The 18,160-nt window shown below is 60.4% G+C and carries 18 protein-coding genes; 9 read left to right on the plus strand and 9 right to left on the minus strand.

All coding sequences use genetic code 11. From position 1 onward, the window contains the following. Nucleotides 1-209 precede the first annotated feature (209 nt). Nucleotides 210-980: a class I SAM-dependent methyltransferase gene (locus ACFWW2_RS17710; protein ID WP_393930181.1), complete on the plus strand. Its 771-nt coding sequence runs from the start codon at nt 210-212 to the stop codon at nt 978-980. A 155-nt stretch (nt 981-1,135) separates the two neighbouring features. On the opposite strand, the gene ACFWW2_RS17715 is transcribed toward ACFWW2_RS17710, so the two are convergent. Genes ACFWW2_RS17715 through ACFWW2_RS17725 form a run of 3 tightly spaced genes read right to left on the minus strand, consistent with a single transcriptional unit; the run spans nt 1,136 to nt 2,811 of the window. Then, nucleotides 1,136-1,885 carry an AraC family transcriptional regulator gene (locus tag ACFWW2_RS17715; protein WP_393930183.1) on the minus strand — a complete coding sequence of 250 codons (750 nt, stop codon included), beginning with the start codon at nt 1,883-1,885 and terminating at the stop codon, nt 1,136-1,138. A gap of 9 nt (nt 1,886-1,894) precedes the next feature. Continuing rightward, a complete protein-coding gene (locus ACFWW2_RS17720) occupies nt 1,895-2,188 on the minus strand; it encodes a putative quinol monooxygenase (RefSeq protein WP_393930185.1) in 294 nt (97 codons plus the stop codon). After that, nucleotides 2,185-2,811 carry a class I SAM-dependent methyltransferase gene (locus tag ACFWW2_RS17725; protein WP_393930187.1) on the minus strand — a complete coding sequence of 209 codons (627 nt, stop codon included), beginning with the start codon at nt 2,809-2,811 and terminating at the stop codon, nt 2,185-2,187. Before ACFWW2_RS17725 ends, ACFWW2_RS17720 begins: the two co-directional genes overlap by 4 nt. Before the next feature lie 150 nt (nt 2,812-2,961). Between ACFWW2_RS17725 and hisC the strand changes: the two genes are divergently transcribed. The 5 genes from hisC to ileS all read left to right on the plus strand — a co-directional run bounded on the left by hisC (nt 2,962) and on the right by ileS (nt 10,837). Continuing rightward, nucleotides 2,962-4,047, plus strand: a complete 1,086-nt coding sequence (gene hisC / locus ACFWW2_RS17730; protein ID WP_393930189.1) for a histidinol-phosphate transaminase — start codon at nt 2,962-2,964, stop codon at nt 4,045-4,047. Then, nucleotides 4,047-4,970, plus strand: a complete 924-nt coding sequence (locus ACFWW2_RS17735; RefSeq protein WP_393930191.1) for a prephenate/arogenate dehydrogenase family protein — start codon at nt 4,047-4,049, stop codon at nt 4,968-4,970. Before hisC ends, ACFWW2_RS17735 begins: the two co-directional genes overlap by 1 nt. Continuing rightward, nucleotides 4,967-5,833, plus strand: coding sequence for an extensin family protein (locus ACFWW2_RS17740; protein ID WP_393930193.1), 867 nt, complete (start codon nt 4,967-4,969; stop codon nt 5,831-5,833). The genes ACFWW2_RS17735 and ACFWW2_RS17740 overlap by 4 nt, the downstream gene beginning before the upstream one ends. 49 nt (nt 5,834-5,882) lie before the next feature. Further along, a complete protein-coding gene (locus tag ACFWW2_RS17745; protein WP_393930196.1) occupies nt 5,883-7,499 on the plus strand; it encodes an FAD-dependent oxidoreductase in 1,617 nt (538 codons plus the stop codon). A 266-nt stretch (nt 7,500-7,765) separates the two neighbouring features. Further along, nucleotides 7,766-10,837 carry an isoleucine--tRNA ligase gene (gene ileS, locus ACFWW2_RS17750; RefSeq protein WP_393930198.1) on the plus strand — a complete coding sequence of 1,024 codons (3,072 nt, stop codon included), beginning with the start codon at nt 7,766-7,768 and terminating at the stop codon, nt 10,835-10,837. Nucleotides 10,838-10,878: 41 nt separating this feature from the next. Here the strand turns inward: ileS and ACFWW2_RS17755 are convergent, their stop codons facing one another. Continuing rightward, a complete protein-coding gene (locus ACFWW2_RS17755; protein ID WP_393930200.1) occupies nt 10,879-11,880 on the minus strand; it encodes an LLM class flavin-dependent oxidoreductase in 1,002 nt (333 codons plus the stop codon). Between the two features lie 98 nt (nt 11,881-11,978). Here ACFWW2_RS17755 and ACFWW2_RS17760 point away from each other — a divergent pair, with 98 nt between their 5' ends. Together ACFWW2_RS17760 and ACFWW2_RS17765 are read left to right on the plus strand one after the other, a co-directional pair. Next, entirely contained in the window at nt 11,979-12,434 is a 456-nt protein-coding gene (locus ACFWW2_RS17760) for a PaaI family thioesterase (RefSeq protein ID WP_393930202.1), read from the plus strand. Next, nucleotides 12,431-12,880 (plus strand): methylated-DNA--[protein]-cysteine S-methyltransferase, encoded by a 450-nt coding sequence (locus tag ACFWW2_RS17765; protein WP_393930204.1) that lies wholly within the window; start codon nt 12,431-12,433, stop codon nt 12,878-12,880. The genes ACFWW2_RS17760 and ACFWW2_RS17765 overlap by 4 nt, the downstream gene beginning before the upstream one ends. A gap of 8 nt (nt 12,881-12,888) precedes the next feature. Here ACFWW2_RS17765 and ACFWW2_RS17770 read toward each other — a convergent pair whose 3' ends face one another. Beyond that, nucleotides 12,889-13,761 (minus strand): LysR family transcriptional regulator, encoded by an 873-nt coding sequence (locus tag ACFWW2_RS17770; RefSeq protein WP_393930206.1) that lies wholly within the window; start codon nt 13,759-13,761, stop codon nt 12,889-12,891. Nucleotides 13,762-13,856: 95 nt separating this feature from the next. Between ACFWW2_RS17770 and ACFWW2_RS17775 the strand changes: the two genes are divergently transcribed. Continuing rightward, the gene (locus ACFWW2_RS17775) at nt 13,857-14,693 is read left to right on the plus strand and encodes an EamA family transporter (protein WP_393930208.1); all 837 of its coding nucleotides are present in this window, start codon (nt 13,857-13,859) and stop codon (nt 14,691-14,693) included. Here the strand turns inward: ACFWW2_RS17775 and ACFWW2_RS17780 are convergent. The 4 genes from ACFWW2_RS17780 to ACFWW2_RS17795 form a co-directional block, all read right to left on the minus strand. Then, entirely contained in the window at nt 14,690-15,385 is a 696-nt protein-coding gene (locus tag ACFWW2_RS17780; RefSeq protein WP_393931437.1) for a CDP-alcohol phosphatidyltransferase family protein, read from the minus strand. The genes ACFWW2_RS17775 and ACFWW2_RS17780 overlap by 4 nt on opposite strands. An 88-nt stretch (nt 15,386-15,473) precedes the next feature. Next, nucleotides 15,474-16,055, minus strand: a complete 582-nt coding sequence (locus tag ACFWW2_RS17785; protein ID WP_393930210.1) for a cytochrome P460 family protein — start codon at nt 16,053-16,055, stop codon at nt 15,474-15,476. A 104-nt stretch (nt 16,056-16,159) separates the two neighbouring features. Then, complete coding sequence (locus tag ACFWW2_RS17790; protein ID WP_393930212.1) at nt 16,160-17,074, minus strand: tyrosine recombinase XerC; 915 nt, start codon at nt 17,072-17,074, stop codon at nt 16,160-16,162. Beyond that, a complete protein-coding gene (locus tag ACFWW2_RS17795; protein ID WP_393930214.1) occupies nt 17,071-17,775 on the minus strand; it encodes a DUF484 family protein in 705 nt (234 codons plus the stop codon). The genes ACFWW2_RS17790 and ACFWW2_RS17795 overlap by 4 nt, the downstream gene beginning before the upstream one ends. Nucleotides 17,776-18,160: the final 385 nt, after the last annotated feature.

Raw genomic sequence — 18,160 nt, forward strand, 5'->3', positions numbered from 1 at the left:
TGGGGACTTGATCTGCGGAAACCATCAAGGCCAGCGGACCTAAGAACCGCGCGAACAGGCCGAACACAAGACCGTATCTGACAAATTGCTAACTGCTTCGAAAAAAGTCTTGCTTTGCAGGGACCATCCACACAGGACGAAGCGGTCGTTGAACCAACACTGCTAAAGCGCTAAGGACGAACTGCGGATCGTTTTGATTGGGAAATCAGGTGAAACAAGAGATCGGAACTTCTTTTCAATCGGAAGAGGTTGTCGATCTCTATCTCTATCGCCCCCCATACCCCCAACAAATATACGATCTGATTGTCAGTCATTCCCCTAGCCGAGGCCGCATTCTGGATCTGGGGTGCGGGCACGGCAAGATCGCGAGGCCGATGTCACAACACTTCAGCTCTGTGACGGCGGTTGACCCATCAGCAAACATGCTCGCGCTTGGGAAATCGCTCGAATTTGGAGCGGCGACGAACCTTGAATGGGTCGAAAGCTATGCGGAAACGGCGCCGTTGACAGGTCGGTACGACACTGTCGTTGCCGCCCTTAGCATCCATTGGATGAACCATGAGGATCTCTTTGCCAAACTGTCTAAGCATCTGAAAACGCGTCATCTCTTTGCAATCATAGAAGGTGATGGCGCGCATAAACCACCGTGGGAAAGCGATTGGCAAACCTTCCATGAAAAGTGGGTACCAAAGCTTACTGGAAAGCCATTTCATCCGAACAAAGATCGTTCGTTTTGGGAGAAGTACCTCGATTATGTCGATGTCAATGAAACGTATGAGGTCGTTTCCGACGCATTCCACCAGAGCATCGAAGACTTCATTTTATCCCAACATTCTCGCGATACCTTCGCAATTTCAAAGTTGGGCAATGACCTCAAAAGCTTTGATCAAGAGCTTCGGGAACTTCTATCTCCATTTGCAAACGCCAATGGCGATTTAGAGTTTCAAAGCTACACAAAGCTGACCACGGCGACCATCTAACAACGCATGGTGAACTGTACGCAATTGGGTCTTCTGCGCTTGCGACGAGGTGTAAATTTGGGCTCGATGCGGCCATTCTTGTTTTTTGCCTTGCCACTCATTTGGGCATTAAGAGTATCGCTGATCCGTCGCGGTATTTCTGAAGCTCGCGCGCATTAAAGTTCTGCCCGAAATGTGCTCGGTGTCTGGCCCGTGAACTCAAGAAAAGCGCTGTTGAACGCGCTGGAGGAGCTGTAGCCGACATCCATCGCGATCTGCGTGATTTGTCTGTTTGGGTCCGCTAGTGCCTCGACGGCGCGGATCATCCGCAGCCGCCGCAGGCAGTCCCGCCATGGCATTCCGACCTCGTCCTGAAAGCGCCGGGCGAGGGTTCTTTCGGTCAGTCCTACGGCGGTGGCGATGTCGCTGAATGTGACCGGCTCGTCCATGCGTGCCTCTGTCAGGGTCAGCGCCTTTTGCACGGGCACGGATTGCCCTACTGGCATCCACATTGCGTTGGGCATTGCGGCGGCGCGGGTTGCCAGCATGTAGAGCGTGTCGAAAAGCATCTTGCCATCGGCATCAAGCGCTGCTGCGTCTGGCCCATGGGCCCGGCAGGCGAGGATCAGTTCGCGGGCCAGCGGTGACATATCGAGAACGCGCAGCGGTTCTGCCGGGGCGTCGTAATGGGCTGGGGCGAAGAGGGCCGAGCAGCAGGTGATCGTTGTGGCGATATCCAGCGTGATGGGCGCGTCGGCCGCGATCAGCGCCGCGCGTGCGGGTGGCAATGTCCATGCGCGTCCCGCCGCTTGCAGCCGCATGGTACCCTTGGCCGCATAGAGTAGGTAATGCCGGTCGAACTGCACGGTCTTGCCCGCCTCTGGCGGGAAGTCGCGGTAGACGCAAAAGGCGGGCAAGTCGGACATGACACCAGATTAGCCGATGGGCCGGGCGTCATAAACCATTGTGCTGGGCGCGCCGATCATCATCGGGCGCAGGATGCCACCGACTGCGGCGAAAAGTGGGCCAGCGCGATAGGCGTCAAGGCTTGCCAGATCATCCCATTGGTGCAGTAGGGTGATCGCGCCTTCGTCGCCCGGGTCGGTCAGGACGCGCACCGCGCGGTTGCCGGGCAGGGCGCGCATCTGCGGCGCCTCATCAGTCAGGCAGGTGATGGCGGCGGTGCGGTCAGCGGAGGCGACGGTGAAATTGACTTCGACATGGATCATGATGGGTCTTTCATATGTTGAATCAGATAGGCATGGCTGGAGCGGCTGGGTGGCCCAGCGGGAAAGCCTGCATCCCAAAGACAGGTCAGTCCGACCGCATTCAGATACTGGAGCATGTGTCGGGGTTTGATCATCCGGTGTCGCCAGCGCACCCAGATGATCCAGTTGCACCAATGAGGTTTGCTGACCACGAGGAGCATTTTGCCACCTTGCGCGAGCTGGGATTTGAGAAGTTGCAGGGCCGCAACCGGATCTGAAAAATGCTCGATCACATGGGCGCAAAGCACGATGTCATATGCATCGGGCTGGACCTCTTCGAGACCGGCGGTGACAGGGCGCACCGCTGGCGCGATATGGATCAGCGAACGCTGCGCAGTCGCCACCATTTCCGCCGAGGGGTCGAGCAGGGTCACGCGTTTGGGAATGCCTGCAACCTCGATCAGCGCGCGGGTGAAATCGCCGGTGCCGCAGCCTGCGTCCAGCACGCTTGCATCTTGCGTTTGCAGCCCGGTCTGGTCGATCAGCCAGCGATAGGCGGCGGCGTATCCCAAGCCTTCGATCTTGCTGCGCCATCGCGTGGCAATCGCGTCATAGGATCGGGTCAGGTGTATCTGATTGGTCATGTTGCCAGTCTGTGCCGTTATGCGCTGGCCGGCTTTCGCGGGTTTGCCAAAAACACACTGCTATCAGACAAAATGCGGTCCGGCGCCTTGGTACTGGTCACCGCCCGGACAGGGCGATAGAACGGGCCAAACGAGACGAGGCACTGGTACATGGCTGACGGCATTCAACCGCAACCCGGCATCATGGAGATTGCGCTATATCAGGGTGGTGCGTCCCATCTGGATGGGGTGCGCAATGTGCTCAAGCTGTCATCAAATGAAAACCCGCTGGGGCCCAGCGATGCGGCGAAAGAAGCTGTCGTGCGGGCCAGCCATGATCTGCACCGCTATCCACCCACCAATCACGCGGCCCTGCGGCAGGCCATTGGCGAGGTCTGGGGCGTCGATGCGGATCGCGTGTTTTGCGGGGTGGGGTCTGGTGAGGTGCTCAAGCTTCTGTCAGAGGCCTATGCCGGGCCGGGTACCGAGATTGTGTTCACCGAGCATGGGTTTTCGATGTACCCGATCTATGCCCATGCCTGTGGCGCCACCCCTGTGGTCGTTGCCGAACATGAGCGCGTTGTGGATGTGGATGCCATTCTGGCTGCCTGCACTGGCAAGACCCGGCTGGTATTCATCGCCAACCCGGCCAATCCGACAGGTACGATGGTTGGCGCGGCCGAGATTGCGCGTTTGGCCGCCGGGCTGCCGCCACAAGCCTTGCTGGTGCTGGACGGGGCCTATGCTGAATATGTCGACGGGTTCGACGCGGGCAAATCGCTGGTCGAGACCCGCGAGAATGTCGTCATGACCCGGACATTTTCCAAGATCTACGGGTTGGGGGGGATGCGTGTTGGTTGGGGCTATGGCCCGCAGCGGGTGATTGATGTGCTCAACCGGATCAGGGGGCCTTTCAACCTGTCTGCGGCTGCCCTTGCCGCCGCCGAAGCCGCTGTGCGTGATACTGACCATACCGAAAAATGCCGGATCGAGAATGCCAAGTGGCGCGAATGGATGGCGACGGCACTGGCCGAACTGGGCGTGCCATCCGACACCTCGACCGCGAATTTCGTCCTGGCCCGCTTTACTGATGAGGCCGAAGCGAAGGCGTGCGATGCGCATTTGCGCAGTGAAGGGATCATCGTGCGGCAGGTCGCCGGTTACGGATTGCCCCATTGCCTGCGCATCACAGTGGGCGACGAAAGTGCCTGCCGTCGGGTGGTGCACGCGGTGGCCCAGTTCAAGGGGGCCGTTTGATGGCGGTGATCTACGAACGAGTGGCGCTGATCGGGCTGGGCCTGATCGCGGGGTCCATGGCGCTGGCGATGCGCCGCGCGGGGCTGGCCGGTGAGGTCGTGGGTTATGCGAAGTCCGCAGAGACGCGCGCCATCGCCCGCGAGATCGACCTGTGTGATCGCGTGGCTGAAAGCGCCGTCGACGCAGTAGACGGCGCTGATCTGGTTGTGCTTTGCGTGCCCGTTGGTGCGATGGAAGCTGTCGCGCGCGAAATCGGTCCGCGCTTGAAACCCGGTGCAACGGTGAGTGATGTCGGGTCGGTCAAGCGCACGGTGATTGATGCAGTCGGGCCTTACATACCTGATGGCGTTCACTTTATTCCCGCACACCCGCTGGCCGGGACCGAGCATTCGGGGCCGCGATCCGGCTTTGCAGAATTGTTCGAGCAGCGCTACACCATCATCGTGCCGGTGGAGGGAAGCGACCCCGCCGCGATAGATCGTCTGACATTCTTGTGGAAGGGCATGGGCGCGCTGGTCGAGGAAATGGACCCTGAGCATCATGATCTGGTGCTTGCTGTCACAAGCCATACGCCGCACCTGATCGCTTATACGATGGTTGGTGTGGCCGACGATCTGCGCCGCGTGACAGATAGTGAGGTCATCAAGTACTCCGCTGCCGGTTTCCGGGATTTCACCCGCATCGCGGCCTCTGATCCGGTGATGTGGCGGGATGTGTTTTTGAACAACAAGGACGCCACGCTGGAGATTCTGGGGCGATTCACCGAAGAACTATTCGCGCTGCAGCGCGCCATCCGGCAAGAGGATGGCGATCATCTGCATGAGTATTTCACCCGGACGCGCGCCATCCGCCGGGGGATTATCGAGGCGGGGCAGGATACCGACGCCCCGGATTTTGGCCGCATCAAGGCGAAGGGCGATTGATCCGGGCGGTCGCGATTGTGCTGGCCTTGTTGGCAGGCACGGCTGCGGCCCAGGAGCTTGATGGATCGGTTCGGCCCAACGCCCGCGCGGTGCCAGAGGCACCTGCGCTGGTGATCCGTCCGATTGCCCGCGGATCGCAGGACGCCGGGCCGGTGATCCGACCCGTCGCACGCCCGGCCCCGCGCCCCGATCTGGCCCATGGCGCGCGGACTCGCGCGATCAACCGGGCCGAACAAGGGCTATTCGCTTTCAGCCCCTACGCTCTTGCAACATCCATGCGGCCTGTCCGCCGCACGGCAGCCATTGAGGCGGCAGCAGAGGAACGGCGGCTGGCGCGTCTGCGCGGTCAGGTCTGTGGTGATGTTGCCATTCAGGGGCAGTCCATTGGTCGTGTGGATGGTGCAGGCGCTTGCGGGATTGATCAGGCCGTCCGGGTCCGTTCGGTCGCGGGGATCACGCTGACGCCGCAGGCCACGATGGATTGCCGGACTGCCGCCGCGCTGAAACGCTGGGTCGAACGCGGTGCCATCCCGGCGGTTGGCGGTGAGGGCGGCGGCGTGGCTGGCCTGCGCGTGGTGTCTCATTATGCCTGCCGTAATCGCAATAATGCGACCAGTGGGCGTTTGTCCGAACACGCCAAGGGCCGCGCGATTGACATTGCGGGGATCCGGCTGCGCAGCGGGCGCGAGATTACGGTGCTGACCGATTGGGGCACGGCACGTGACGGGGGGCGGCTACGCCAGATGTGGCGGGCGGCCTGTGGGCCCTTTGGCACCGTATTGGGGCCGGAAGCGAACAGGTTTCATCGCGATCATTTCCATTTTGACACCGCCAGATATCGCAGCGGCCCTTATTGCCGTTAACATTTCCGATTTCAGCCCTATCTGAACTGTTCAATAACAGGAGACATTGATGGAAAGCCTTGCCCAAGACCTTGCCACCATGGTGCGCACCCCTTTGCATGACAGCCACGTCGCAGCACTACGCGAGATCGGCGTTGAACGGGACTGGGAGGCTGGCGAGACGCTGCAGGAATATGGCAAACCTGCCCAGACATTTCATTACGTGGTGGATGGCGGGGTCGAGGCCGTTGATCCCCGCACCGGCGGGCGCTATGGCGATGCGTATCTGGGCCCCACCCAGTTTTTCGGTGAAATCAGCTTTCTGTCGGCAGGTAAGGCGATGATGGGCGCACGCTGTATCGAAAAATCCCGGATTATCACGGTAGAGCGCGAGCCGATGCTGGAGCTGATGGGCCGCATCCCTGAAATGTCGGACATTGTTATCACGGTCTTTGCCGCCCGGCGCCGGCGGCTGTTGGAAAGCGGCGAGGCGAGCCTGACCCTGATCGGGGCCGAAGAAGACCGCAAGATCCGCCAGATCGCCGCCTTTGCGGGCCGCAACCGCATTCCGTTCCGGAGCCTGACACTGGGCGAACATGAGGCAGAGGCGGTGGCCCATTCCTGTAATATCGGCGCGGCCAAGCCTGCTGTGATCTTTGGGAAATACGATGTCGTTTCAGATCCGACCCCATCCAAGATTGCGGCCTTGCTGGGTCTTGATATGGCCGTGCGCGACGACCGTGTCTTTGACGTCCTGATCGTTGGCGGCGGGCCAGCCGGTGTGGCTGCGGGCGTTTATGCGGGGACTGAAGGCTTGTGCGCGCTGGTGGTCGAGGATCTGACCATCGGCGGACAGGCCGGTACTTCGTCCCGGATCGAGAATTACATGGGCTTCCCGACGGGCATTTCCGGGGCCGATCTGGTCTGGCGGGGTGAGGTGCAAGCGATGAAATTCGGCACGCAGTTTGCTGTGCCCCGCCGGGTGCGGGCGCTGGAACGGCGCGATGACGGTGTGTTCTGCGCCACTTTGGATGATGGTGAGGAGGTCTGCGCCAAGGCCGTTGTTGTGGCGACAGGCGTGCAATATCGCCGTCTGCCCATCGACCGGCTGGAAGATTTCGAAGGCGTCGGCATTTATTATGCCGCAACGGATGTGGAGGCCCGCTATTGCCGCGATACGGATGCGATTGTCGTGGGCGGTGGCAACTCGGCCGGGCAGGCGGCGATGTATCTGTCGCGCACGGCCCGCCATGTGCATGTGCTGGTGCGGGGTGAAAGCCTGGCGTCGTCCATGTCGGACTACCTGCTCTCGCGGTTGGAGGCTGATCCGGCGATCACGATACACTATCAGACCGAAATCGCGGGCCTGCACGGCGGGGACCACTTAGAACGTGTCACCGTGCGCGACAAAGCGGCGGGCGAGACCCGCGAGATTGATGCGCGTGCGGCTTTTATCATGGTGGGTGCGGCCCCCAATACCGGTTGGCTGTCGGGGCTTGTGAAGCTCGACAACAAAGGGTTTGTGCTGACCGGGCAGGCGGTTGGACGGGAGACACCTTATGAGACGTCGCATGACGGTATTTTCGCGGTGGGCGATGTGCGTGCCGGATCGGTGAAACGCGTGGCCTCTGCTGTCGGCGAAGGGTCGGTTGTGATTTCCAAGGTCTGGGAATTTGTGCAGGACTGACAGACGAGCGCGCCCGGCATCGTCTAAGCGTTGTGCGGGCGGACCTGTCGGAGCCTCCGGCGGGAGTATTTTTGGAAGAAAGAAGTCGAAAGCGAAGGCTTTACCCTTTTGGGTCGTGGCCCTATAAGCGCGCTCATGTTGAGCCTGATGATCATACGCATTAGTTGCCCGGCGGTCTGAACCACGGACCGGCCGGGAAAAGGTGTCTGCGATTGCGCACCGCTCCGCTTTCCCTTTTTGATATGATTGCCTGAAGGACGCCCGAGATGAGCGCCGAAACACCCGACTATAAAGACACCCTGAACCTGCCGCGCACGGATTTTCCGATGCGCGCGGGACTGCCCAAGCGTGAACCCGACTGGCTGGCCCGCTGGGCGCAGATCGGGGTTTATGAGAAGCTGCGCGAGAAGGCCGTGGGGCGCAAACCGTTCACCCTCCATGACGGCCCGCCCTATGCCAACGGCCATCTGCATATCGGCCACGCGCTGAACAAGATCCTCAAGGATATGGTCGTCCGGTCCCAGCAGATGATGGGCCGCGATGCTCGCTATGTGCCGGGTTGGGATTGTCACGGACTGCCCATCGAATGGAAGATCGAAGAACAGTACCGCGCCAAGGGCCGCAACAAGGACGATGTGGATGTGGTCGACTTCCGGCAAGAATGCCGCAAGTTCGCCGAAGGCTGGGTCGATATCCAGCGCGAGGAATTCAAGCGTCTGGGTGTAACCGGCAACTGGGACGATCCGTATCTGACGATGAATTTCCACGCCGAACGGGTGATCGCCGAGGAATTCCAGAAGTTCCTGATGAACGGCACGCTCTATCAAGGGTCGAAGCCCGTGATGTGGTCGCCGGTGGAGAAGACCGCGCTGGCCGAAGCGGAGGTTGAGTATGCGGATAAGGAGAGCTTTACCGTTTGGGTGAAGTTTCCGGTTCACGCAGTAGACGCTGACAAAGTCAGGCCCGGCGCGATGGCTAGTTCGACACGCGCAGGTGACGGCGATATGTCTCAAGACAAATTGGATCAACTTCTTGCGGCTGCTGGCGAGAAGATTGACGAACGAAAGAGTCAACTTGTTGAATCGGCAAAGGAGCTCATCGGCGCCTCGGTTGTAATCTGGACGACAACACCATGGACCATGCCTTCAAACAAGGCAGTCGTATTCGGGGATGACATTGGATATGGGCTCTACGAGGTCACAGGTGTTCCTGAGGAGTGTTGGGTTGAGGTGGGCGAACGCTTCATTTTGGCTGACGCACTGGCTGAGGCCTGTTTGTCCAAAGCGCGGCTAGACAATACAATGTGGAAGCGCGTGCGTAGCGTTACCTCTTACGAGTTATCAGGTTTGATTTTGAAGCATCCGCTGTCAGGCGCTGAAGGCTCAAACGGCGAATGGGACGATCCGCGTGATTTCCGCGCCGCTGACTTTGTCACGGATGATGAAGGCACGGGCTTTGTTCACTGTGCCCCGTCGCACGGTATGGAGGAGTTCGAGCTCTATCGCGATCTGGGCATGTTGCAGCAGGTGATCACCTACAACGTGCTGGAAGACGGGTCTTTCCGTCCTGACCTGCCGTTTTTCGGCGGCACGAAGATCATGCGCGAAAAGCCGAACAAGAAGAATAAGACCAATCCTTGGGAGGGTGATGCCAACACCGCGGTCATCGCCAAACTGGCTGAGGTTGATGGTCTGTTCGCACGCGGTGTGATCAAACACAGTTATCCGCATTCATGGCGCTCCAAAGCGCCTGTGATCTACCGCAATACACCGCAATGGTTCGCCGCCGTTGATAAAGCTGTCGGCGATGGGCAGGATACTTATGGCACGACCATCCGCGAACGGGCCTTGCGCTCTATCGACGAGCTCGTGACCTGGACGCCGAAGACGGGCCGCAACCGTCTTTATTCCATGATCGAGGCGCGGCCGGATTGGGTCTTGTCTCGCCAGCGTGCCTGGGGCGTGCCGCTGACCTGTTTCGTCAAGAAAGGGGCGCAGCCGACCGACCCGGATTACCTGTTGCGCAACGAAGCCGTGAATGCCCGCATCCTCGCCGCGTTCGAAGAGGAAGGTGCGGATGCCTGGTACAAGGACGGGGCCAAGGAACGGTTCCTCGGGAACGATGTGAACCACGACGATTATGATCAGGTGTTCGACATTCTGGATGTGTGGTTCGACAGCGGCTCGACCCATGCTTTCGTGCTGCGCGACCGCGAAGACGGGTCCGAGGACGGGATGGCGGATGTTTATCTTGAAGGCACCGATCAGCATCGTGGCTGGTTCCATTCCTCGATGTTGCAGGCCTGCGGCACGATCGGCCATGCGCCCTATCGCGCCGTGGTGACCCATGCGTTCACGCTGGATGCCAAGGGCGAGAAGATGTCCAAATCGCTCGGCAACACCATCGAGCCCGCGCAGGTGGTGCAGCAATACGGGGCCGATATCCTGCGGCTTTGGGTGGCGACGACGGACTACAAACACGACCACCGGATCGGTGACGAAATCCTGAAAGGGGTCGCCGACAGCTATCGCCGGTTGCGCAACACGCTGCGATTCATGCTCGGCTCGCTGAGCGATTTCAGTGAGTCCGATCGGGTCAAACCGGCAGAGATGCCGGAACTGGAGCGTTGGGTGCTGCATCGGTTGGCCGAACTGGACGGGCAGGTGCGGGAAGGCTACGCCAAGTATGATTTCCAGGGCGTGTTCCAGGCGATCTTTACCTTTGCCACGGTAGACCTGTCGGCGTTCTATTTCGATATCCGCAAGGATGTTTTGTATTGCGACGGCGATACGGCCCGGCGCCGCGCGGCCCGGACGGTGCTGGATATCCTGTTCCATCGGCTGACGAAATGGCTGGCGCCGATGCTGACTTTCACCATGGAAGAGGTCTGGCTGGAACGGTTCCCGGGCGATGACAGCTCTATCCATCTGGAGGATTTCGCAGAAACGCCAGCGGATTGGTCTGACGCAGAACTTGCGGCAAAATGGGCCACCGTGCGCAAGGTCCGTCGTGTGGTGACAGGTGCCTTGGAAGTGGAGCGGACCAATAAAGTCATCGGTGCGTCGCTTGAGGCGGCACCGACCGTCTATGTGACGCCCGAGGCGGCGGGAGTTTTGCAGACCGTCAGTTTTGATGATCTGTGCATCACGTCCGACATCACGGTGTCTACCGACGCGGCACCAGCGGATGCATTCCGGCTGGATGACGTGGCGGATGTGGCCGTGGTCTTTGCCCGCGCGGATGGTGAGAAATGCCAGCGCTGCTGGAAGATCCTGCCGGATGTGGGCACGCATACTCATGCGGGTGTGTGCGCGCGATGTGATGAAGCGTTGAGCTAAGCGATCTGAGCGAGCGGCCCGGTATCAATGCAGGGCCGTTCTCAGGCTGCGGCTGACCGGGTTTGCAGCCGTGTCAAAATATCCGCAGCAATCTCGAACGACCGTAATCGCGCGGCGCTGTCATGGATCATGCCTGTGATGATCAGTTCATCCGGTTGGTAGGTGTCCAGAAGCGATTTCAACTGCGATTTGACGGTGTCTGGTCCGCCGGTGGCCGAACAGCTGAGGGCGGCGTTGACCTGCGCGAGGACCTGCGGTGGGATCTCTTGCGAAAGGTCATGCGTGGGCTTTGGCAGTTTGCCCGGCTTGCCTGTGCGCAGCCTTGCAAATGCGAGTTGTTGCGAGGTCCGCAAATAGGCGGCTTCGTCATCCGTGTCTGCCGCGCAGACACCTGCTGCCATCATGACATAGGGTTGCGCCAGCCATTGCGAGGGCTGGAAGCGGTGGCGATAGATCGCAATTGCCTCTTCCAATGCAGCCGGGGCGAAATGCGAAGCGAAGGCATAGGGGAGGCCCAGTTGGGCCGCCAATTGCGCGCCGTAAAGGCTGGAGCCGAGGATCCAGACGGGAACATGTGTGCCTTGCCCCGGAATGGCCTGAACCCGGCCCAGCGCATCACCGAAATAGCCAAGCAGTTCCGTCACATCCTGTGGAAAGCTGTCTTCGGGCGCCATATGCCGCCGCAGTGCGCGGGCTGTTGCCATATCGGTGCCGGGGGCACGGCCAAGGCCAAGATCAATCCGGTCGGGATAAAGCGTGGCCAGCGTGCCGAACTGTTCGGCCACGACCAGCGGCGCGTGATTGGGCAGCATGATGCCACCGGCGCCGATCCGCATGGTTTTCGTCGCCGCGGCCACATGGCCGATCACCACCGCCGTGGCAGCGCTGGCGATGCCGGGCATGTTGTGATGTTCGGCCAGCCAGTAGCGGTGATATCCTTGGGCCTCTGCCGCGCGTGCCAGCTGAACGGAATTTGCTAGCGCATCAGCGGCGCTGTGGCCTTCAGGGATGAGCGACAGGTCGAGCAGTGAGAAGTGATACATGTGGCAAGGCTCCTGCCCATTGATCTAGGGAGTGGGCTGGCCAAAACCAAGGGGCTTGGCGGCCATCACCGCGTCAGTCTAGGTTGCGCAGGAGTTTGATGGGAAGATCCGATATGACAGAGTTTCGCAATCCAGATGCCGTGGCCCGGATGCGGGCCGATTTCGCCAGGCAGGGGGCCATGTCGGCGATGGGGATTACGGTGGCGGACGTTGCTCCGGGGCGAGTGGTGCTGGAGATGCCGTTCAATGCGGATTTCAGTCAGCATCATGGGTTTATGCATGCCGGTGTGATTACGTCAGGGATGGATAGTGCCTGCGGCTTTGCCGCCTTCACGCTGATGGAGGCCGAGGCCGAGGTGCTGACGGTCGAGTTCAAATGCAACTTCATGGCCCCGGCCAAGGGCGCGCAGTTCCGGTTTGAAGGGGAGGTGGTCAAATCGGGCCGGACGCTCACCTTTACCGAAGGCCGTGCCGTTGCGCTCGATGGCGACGCGGCTGTGACCGTTGCGACAATGACCGCGACGATGATGGCCGTGCGCGGCTTGAAGCCGTGATTTGTGAGGCGTCGCCGGTTGGTCCGTTGGGGGTCGACGCCGAGGACGGTGCCATTACGCGGTTGATCTGGGGGCGTGGTGGGACGCTGACCCAAGGGGCGTTGCACGAGCTATTGCGTGATGAGATGGCGGCCTATTTTGCCGGCCATTTGAAGAAATTTACCGTACCGCTCGCACCTCGCGGCAGCGCCTTCCAGCAGGAATTCTATGCGGCCCTTTGTGCCATTCCCTATGGCGAAACCCGGACCTATGGCGATCTGGCGGCGGATTTGGGTGTGTCGGCGCAGGCCATCGGGCAGGCCTGTGGGGCCAACCCGATCGCGATCCTGATCCCGTGCCACCGGGTTTTGGCAGCAAACGGATTGGGCGGGTATTCCGGCGTTGGGGGAATCGAGGCGAAGGTGACCCTGTTGCGGCTGGAAGGGGCGGCAGGGTTGTTGATCTGACGGTGGGGTCAGTTGTGGGCGAGCCGAGAGAGCCAATCGACAAACAAGATGACTTCTGGCGTCGCGCGCGGGTGCGTCAACGCGTGATAGATATGCCCGTTTGGCGCAAAGCCGTGTGGTGCAATCAATTTTCCCGCCGCCAGATCGTCGCGCACCAGAACCTCGGGCGCGACGGTCATGCCAAGGCCGGATGTGACCGCCTGCAGTAGAAAGTAGAAATGTTCGTACCAGGTCACGTCGTCGTCGGGCGGCCCAAGACCCTGTGCTGCGCACCAATCCGTCCATGCGTTCGGTCGAGTCCGGGTCGCCAATCGCGGGATGCCGGGCGGGATCAGCGATGGCACGTCGAACAGCCATGCATGTTGTGGGGCGGCGACGAGGCCTGTCGCGTCAGGTATCAGCGGTGTGATGGTCAGGCTGTCATCCGCAGGCAGCGGCCCGACACGGATGGCCACATCTGATGGTCCGCTCAGGCGGGCGATTGGCGCGTCATCGGTGGTCAGGCGCACCTTGAGCAGGGGGTGCCGATGCTGGAAATCCTGCAGACGCGGGATCAGCCAGCGCATCGCCAGTGTTCCAAGGCAGGACAGGTCGATGATACCCGGAGTGGGGGCTAGCGCGCGCAGCCCATCCTCGATCAGATCCAGCGCTTCGCCGGTGCGGCGTGCCAGTGTCATACCGTCTGGCGACACTGAACGCAGGTTGCGTGGCCCCGTAAGTAGCCGCGTATCCAGCAGATGTTCAAGCTGTGCGATCTGGCGACTGATCGCGCTATGGGTCACGCCCAGTTCCCGGGCTGCAGCGGCCATGGTGCCCAGACGCGCAAAGCTTTCAAACGCCCGTAGTGCATTCAAGGGCAGGGTACGGCGTTCAATGTTCATGAAACTCACAACGGGTTTGAGAATTGGGCGCTTTGAAAAGCTATTGCGCCGATGCATTGTGTGTCAAACGAAAGCAGGCCGTTAGGGCGGGTATCATGACAATCGGGGTATTTCTGGCCGTGCTCGGGGCTGCATTTCTGCATGCGTCATGGAACGCCCTGATTAAGCTGGGCGCGTCGAAAATGACCGGCATGCTGATCCTGACGCTGGTACAGGGTGGCGCGGGCCTGATCATCGCGCTGAGCCGTCCGTGGCCGGACGCGCAGGTCTGGCTGTGGCTTTTGGCCTCTGGCGTGTTTCATTCGGCCTATAAACTGTTTCTGGCTTACGCCTATGAACAGGGCGATCTGAGCCGGGTTTATCCGATCGCGCGCGGGGCAGCGCCACTGATGGTCGTTGTGATCTCGGCTCTGTTTCTGGCGGATGTGATCCTGCTGTGGGAATATTTGGGGGTGTTCGTGCTGGGCCTCGGCATTTTGACGATGGCGCAAGGGGTGTTTTCGTCTGGCGAAAGCCGCCGGTTGATCCCCCTTGCCATCGGGTCGGCCATGGCAACGGCGGGATATTCGCTGGTGGATGGATTGGGTGCGCGGGTGTCTGGGGACGCAACCGCTTATGTGGGCTGGCTTTTTGCGCTGGATGCCTTGTTTTTCACACCGATCTGCCTGGCCTTGCGCGGGCGGGCGGTGCTGGTGGCGGATCGGCGGGCATGGGTCATGGGCAGTCTGGCGGCAGGGGCATCCTATGGCGCCTATGCGATTGCCGTTTGGGCAATGACGGTTGCCCCGATTGCACTGGTTGCCGCCTTGCGCGAAACGTCGATCCTGTTTGCGGTGCTGATCGGCTGGGTCTGGTTTGGCGAAAGGTTGGGGGTGACCAAGGCGATTGCCGCAGCCCTTATCGTGGGTGGGGTCGTCCTGACCCGGCTCTAGCCATCGCTGCCATACATAAGCTGCTGCGCGGCCCCGGCAAAAAGCAGATAGACGGATGTCACCACCAGCCCCCAATGGGCCCAGCTATCGGGATAGAAATCGACCCAGGCGGCCCAACCGGCAAAGAATGTCCAGGCGAGTGCTGTCGGCAGCGTCAGCATCCGCCAGCGCTCCGTGCGGACAGGATGAACGAATTTGACGGGGACGAACATCGCAATGGCAAGGATACTGACCAAGGCGAGGGAAACCCAGAAATTCGGCTCCAGCGCAAAGATGACCAGTACCAGCATGTTCCAGCAGCCGGGAAAGCCGGAGAATGAGTTATCCTTGGTTTTCATCCGTGTATCGGCGAAATAAAGCGCCGAGGTGAAGGTGATGATGATGATCGCCAGCCACCCCGTCCAGCCTGGCAGCAGCCCGGATTTGAACAGCGCATAGGCGGGTACAAAAACGTAGGTGAGGTAGTCAATGATCAGATCCAGCAGGACCCCGTCAAAGGCAGGCGCATTGGATTTGACATCGTATTTGCGTGCTAGCGGCCCGTCGATGCCATCCACGGCAAAGGCCACGACCAGCCACAGGAACATCAGGCTCCATTCTTCTTCGACGGCGGCCAGCATGGCGAGCATCGCAAAAACGGCGCCGCTGGCAGTGAGCAGGTGAACGAAAAGGGCTTTGGCACGCAATGTCATCGGATTGTCATGACCCATGACCGCGCCGGATGCAAAAGGAAAACCCGCCAGCATGGCTGACGGGTTTTCAACCGTGGCGATGATGCGTCTATTGCCCGATGCGGACTTCCTCCAGCGGGTAGGCCAGCATGTCGCGGTAGTCCCATGCGATGTGGCAATCATGGCAGAACGATTGCTGGACATTCATGACTTTGCCATTGGGCTGCACACCCGCATAAAGCCAATCATTGGTGTCGGGGGCGGCGCCAGGATCAAGCTTGGTCATGATAAAGAGCGGCCCCGGCCGCGCAGCCCCGCGTTGTGAACTGAGGGTGATGCTTTCCTTGGCCAGAACCGAACCGGCGGGCATGACGAACCCTTCCTCGGCGAACTGTAGATATTGATCGGCGGCAATATCATTGGCGAAGGTTTGCAACAGACGCTCACCATGCGGTCCGGCGACGGCGGGGCGCGTGGATGTCACCGCCCAGTCACGGTAGACACTGCCGACCGGGTCGCCTTCTGCACCATAGCCTTCGGCCATCTGATCCTTCAGGCAGTCATAAAAGGCGAGGATTTCCGGCTCTTCCAGATCGAAAGAGCTTTCGGCGGTATATGCGGTGCAGTCCTGCGCCGCAGCAGCACCTGCGGTTACGGTGGCAAGGGCGGCAATTGTCAAACGAAGTTTCATGGCTGATCCTATGCGCGATGTATTGGTATGCAAATGGATACTGACACCGATGCGCCGGTCCACCTAGTCACAAGGCGACACATTGGCGTGACGGTTTGTGTCAGTCAGGCCTTTGGATGGGCCTTGTCGTAAACCTCCATCAGGCGGGCCGCATCAACGGCGGTATAGGCCTGTGTGGTCGACAGAGATGCGTGCCCGAGCAACTCCTGGATCGCGCGCAGATCGCCCCCGGCTGACAGAAGATGCGTGGCAAAGGAGTGGCGCATCGCATGTGGGGTGGCGGTGGCTGGCAGGCCAAGTTGCATCCGGGCCTGTTCCATCACCTTCTGGATCGCGCGGGGGCGCAGTGGCCCGCTGCAGATGGCCCGGAACAAGGGGGCGTCCGCCTCGACCGGGTAAGGGCAAAGCCGGACATAGGTCGCAACCGCGTCACGCGCTGCGTCAATGACTGGCACGATCCGCTCCTTGCCGCCCTTGCCGGTGATCCGCAGCACCTCTGGCAAGGGGAAGTCGCGGCCCATCAAGCCCAGTGCCTCTGATATCCGCAGCCCGCACCCATAAAGCAGGGTGACAACAGCCGCATCGCGGGCCGCGACCCATGGCTCGCGCGCCTGCAATTCGACCGTGTCGATCATGGCGCTGGCCGCGCTCACCTCGAGCGGGCGGGGCAGTTTTTTCTGGAACTTCGGCGCGCGGGTGGACAGGACGGCGGTGGGTTCGAACCCTTCACGCTCTGCCAGCCAACGATAGAAGGATTTGACGGCTGACAATGAGCGGGCCAGCGACCGCGCGCCAACGCCACGCGCCCGTTCATGAGCCATCCATGAGCGCATATCGCGCACACCGATTTTGGCGATCGGGCCAAGGCCCTGTGTGTCACCATGATGCTGGGTCATGAAAGACAGAAAGCCCAGCACATCGGTCTGATACGCTTTGATCGTGTTTTCCGCAGCACCCGCCAGTGCCCGCTGATGGTCGAGCCATTTGGCAAGCGCGTCAGTGAGTGCCGGGGCGATCACCGGTCAGCGGTCAGCCAGCGGCGCATGGCCCTTTCGAACACACCGGCAAAAAATGTAAGCAGGTCAGTACCTTGCTGCGGCGTGAACTGGGCCGCGTCCTCGGCCCCCATGACCAGCATGCCGGGCAGGTGATCAGGCCCCAGATCAAGATGCAGGCAGGCCTCTGACAGGATGTCCTTGCTTTGCCCATTGTAAAGCGCGCTGCTGATCTTTTGCGTGGCCCTCAAGGTCACTGGGCGGACGGGTACATTGCGGCCAAGGGTGACGTAGCCATCAACAAATCCTTCGGGCATGACGACCACGGCTGGGCCTAAATCGGCGAGGTCCTCGCCGGTTTCGCTTTCCAGTACCAGACGAATGGTATCCACGCGCAGGATGTCGGCGACATCACCGGTCAGTGCGGACAGAAACGCGGGAAGCGTATCGGCCTCAAGCATCCGAAGGATCGCACGATGGACCTGATTGGTGCCCGCAAGGTTGTCATAGGCTGCGGCGATCACGTTGCGATGGGTGTCTTCCAGCCGGTCGAACCGCGCTTCGAGCCGTTCCATGGCGATGGAGCGCAGATCAACGATATTAACGCCCATATTATCGTCATTGGCACCGACGAGGGCGCGCATCACGTCAGCATCTTCCAACAGCACATTGGGGTTCGCGATGATCTTTTCCCGCAGATCATTCGCCATCAGTGTTTTGTTCATTTTGCCTGCTCTGTTTTTGGTTTTTTTTGCAGTTTAGCAGAGGGATGCGGGCATTTCTTCATTTATTTTTCCCAAACCGGCCGAGGGTGTTTTTTCGGTGTCACTCCGGCTGCTGGCGGGTGTTGCGTCGTCGGGGCTCCGCCCGTTCGCGGCTGAAACGGTCCACTGGACCGTTTCCGGGACGCCGCTCACCCCCCACCGTACGGTGGTTTTTTCGATTTCGAGCGAATCGAGGGTTAACGCCTTATTTTTCTGGGAAATGCCCGGTCGGCATCGCGTCGGATTTGCGTCGGCAAAACGTCGGACCTTTTGGCGGCGTTTGGTGGGGTTAACGGGGCGCACGGTGGGGTTTGTTAACGGGTGTTAGGGTTTGCACAGTGTGGGG

This window comes from Yoonia sp. R2-816, assembly GCF_046762905.1.
Classification (GTDB): Bacteria; Pseudomonadota; Alphaproteobacteria; order Rhodobacterales; family Rhodobacteraceae; genus Yoonia.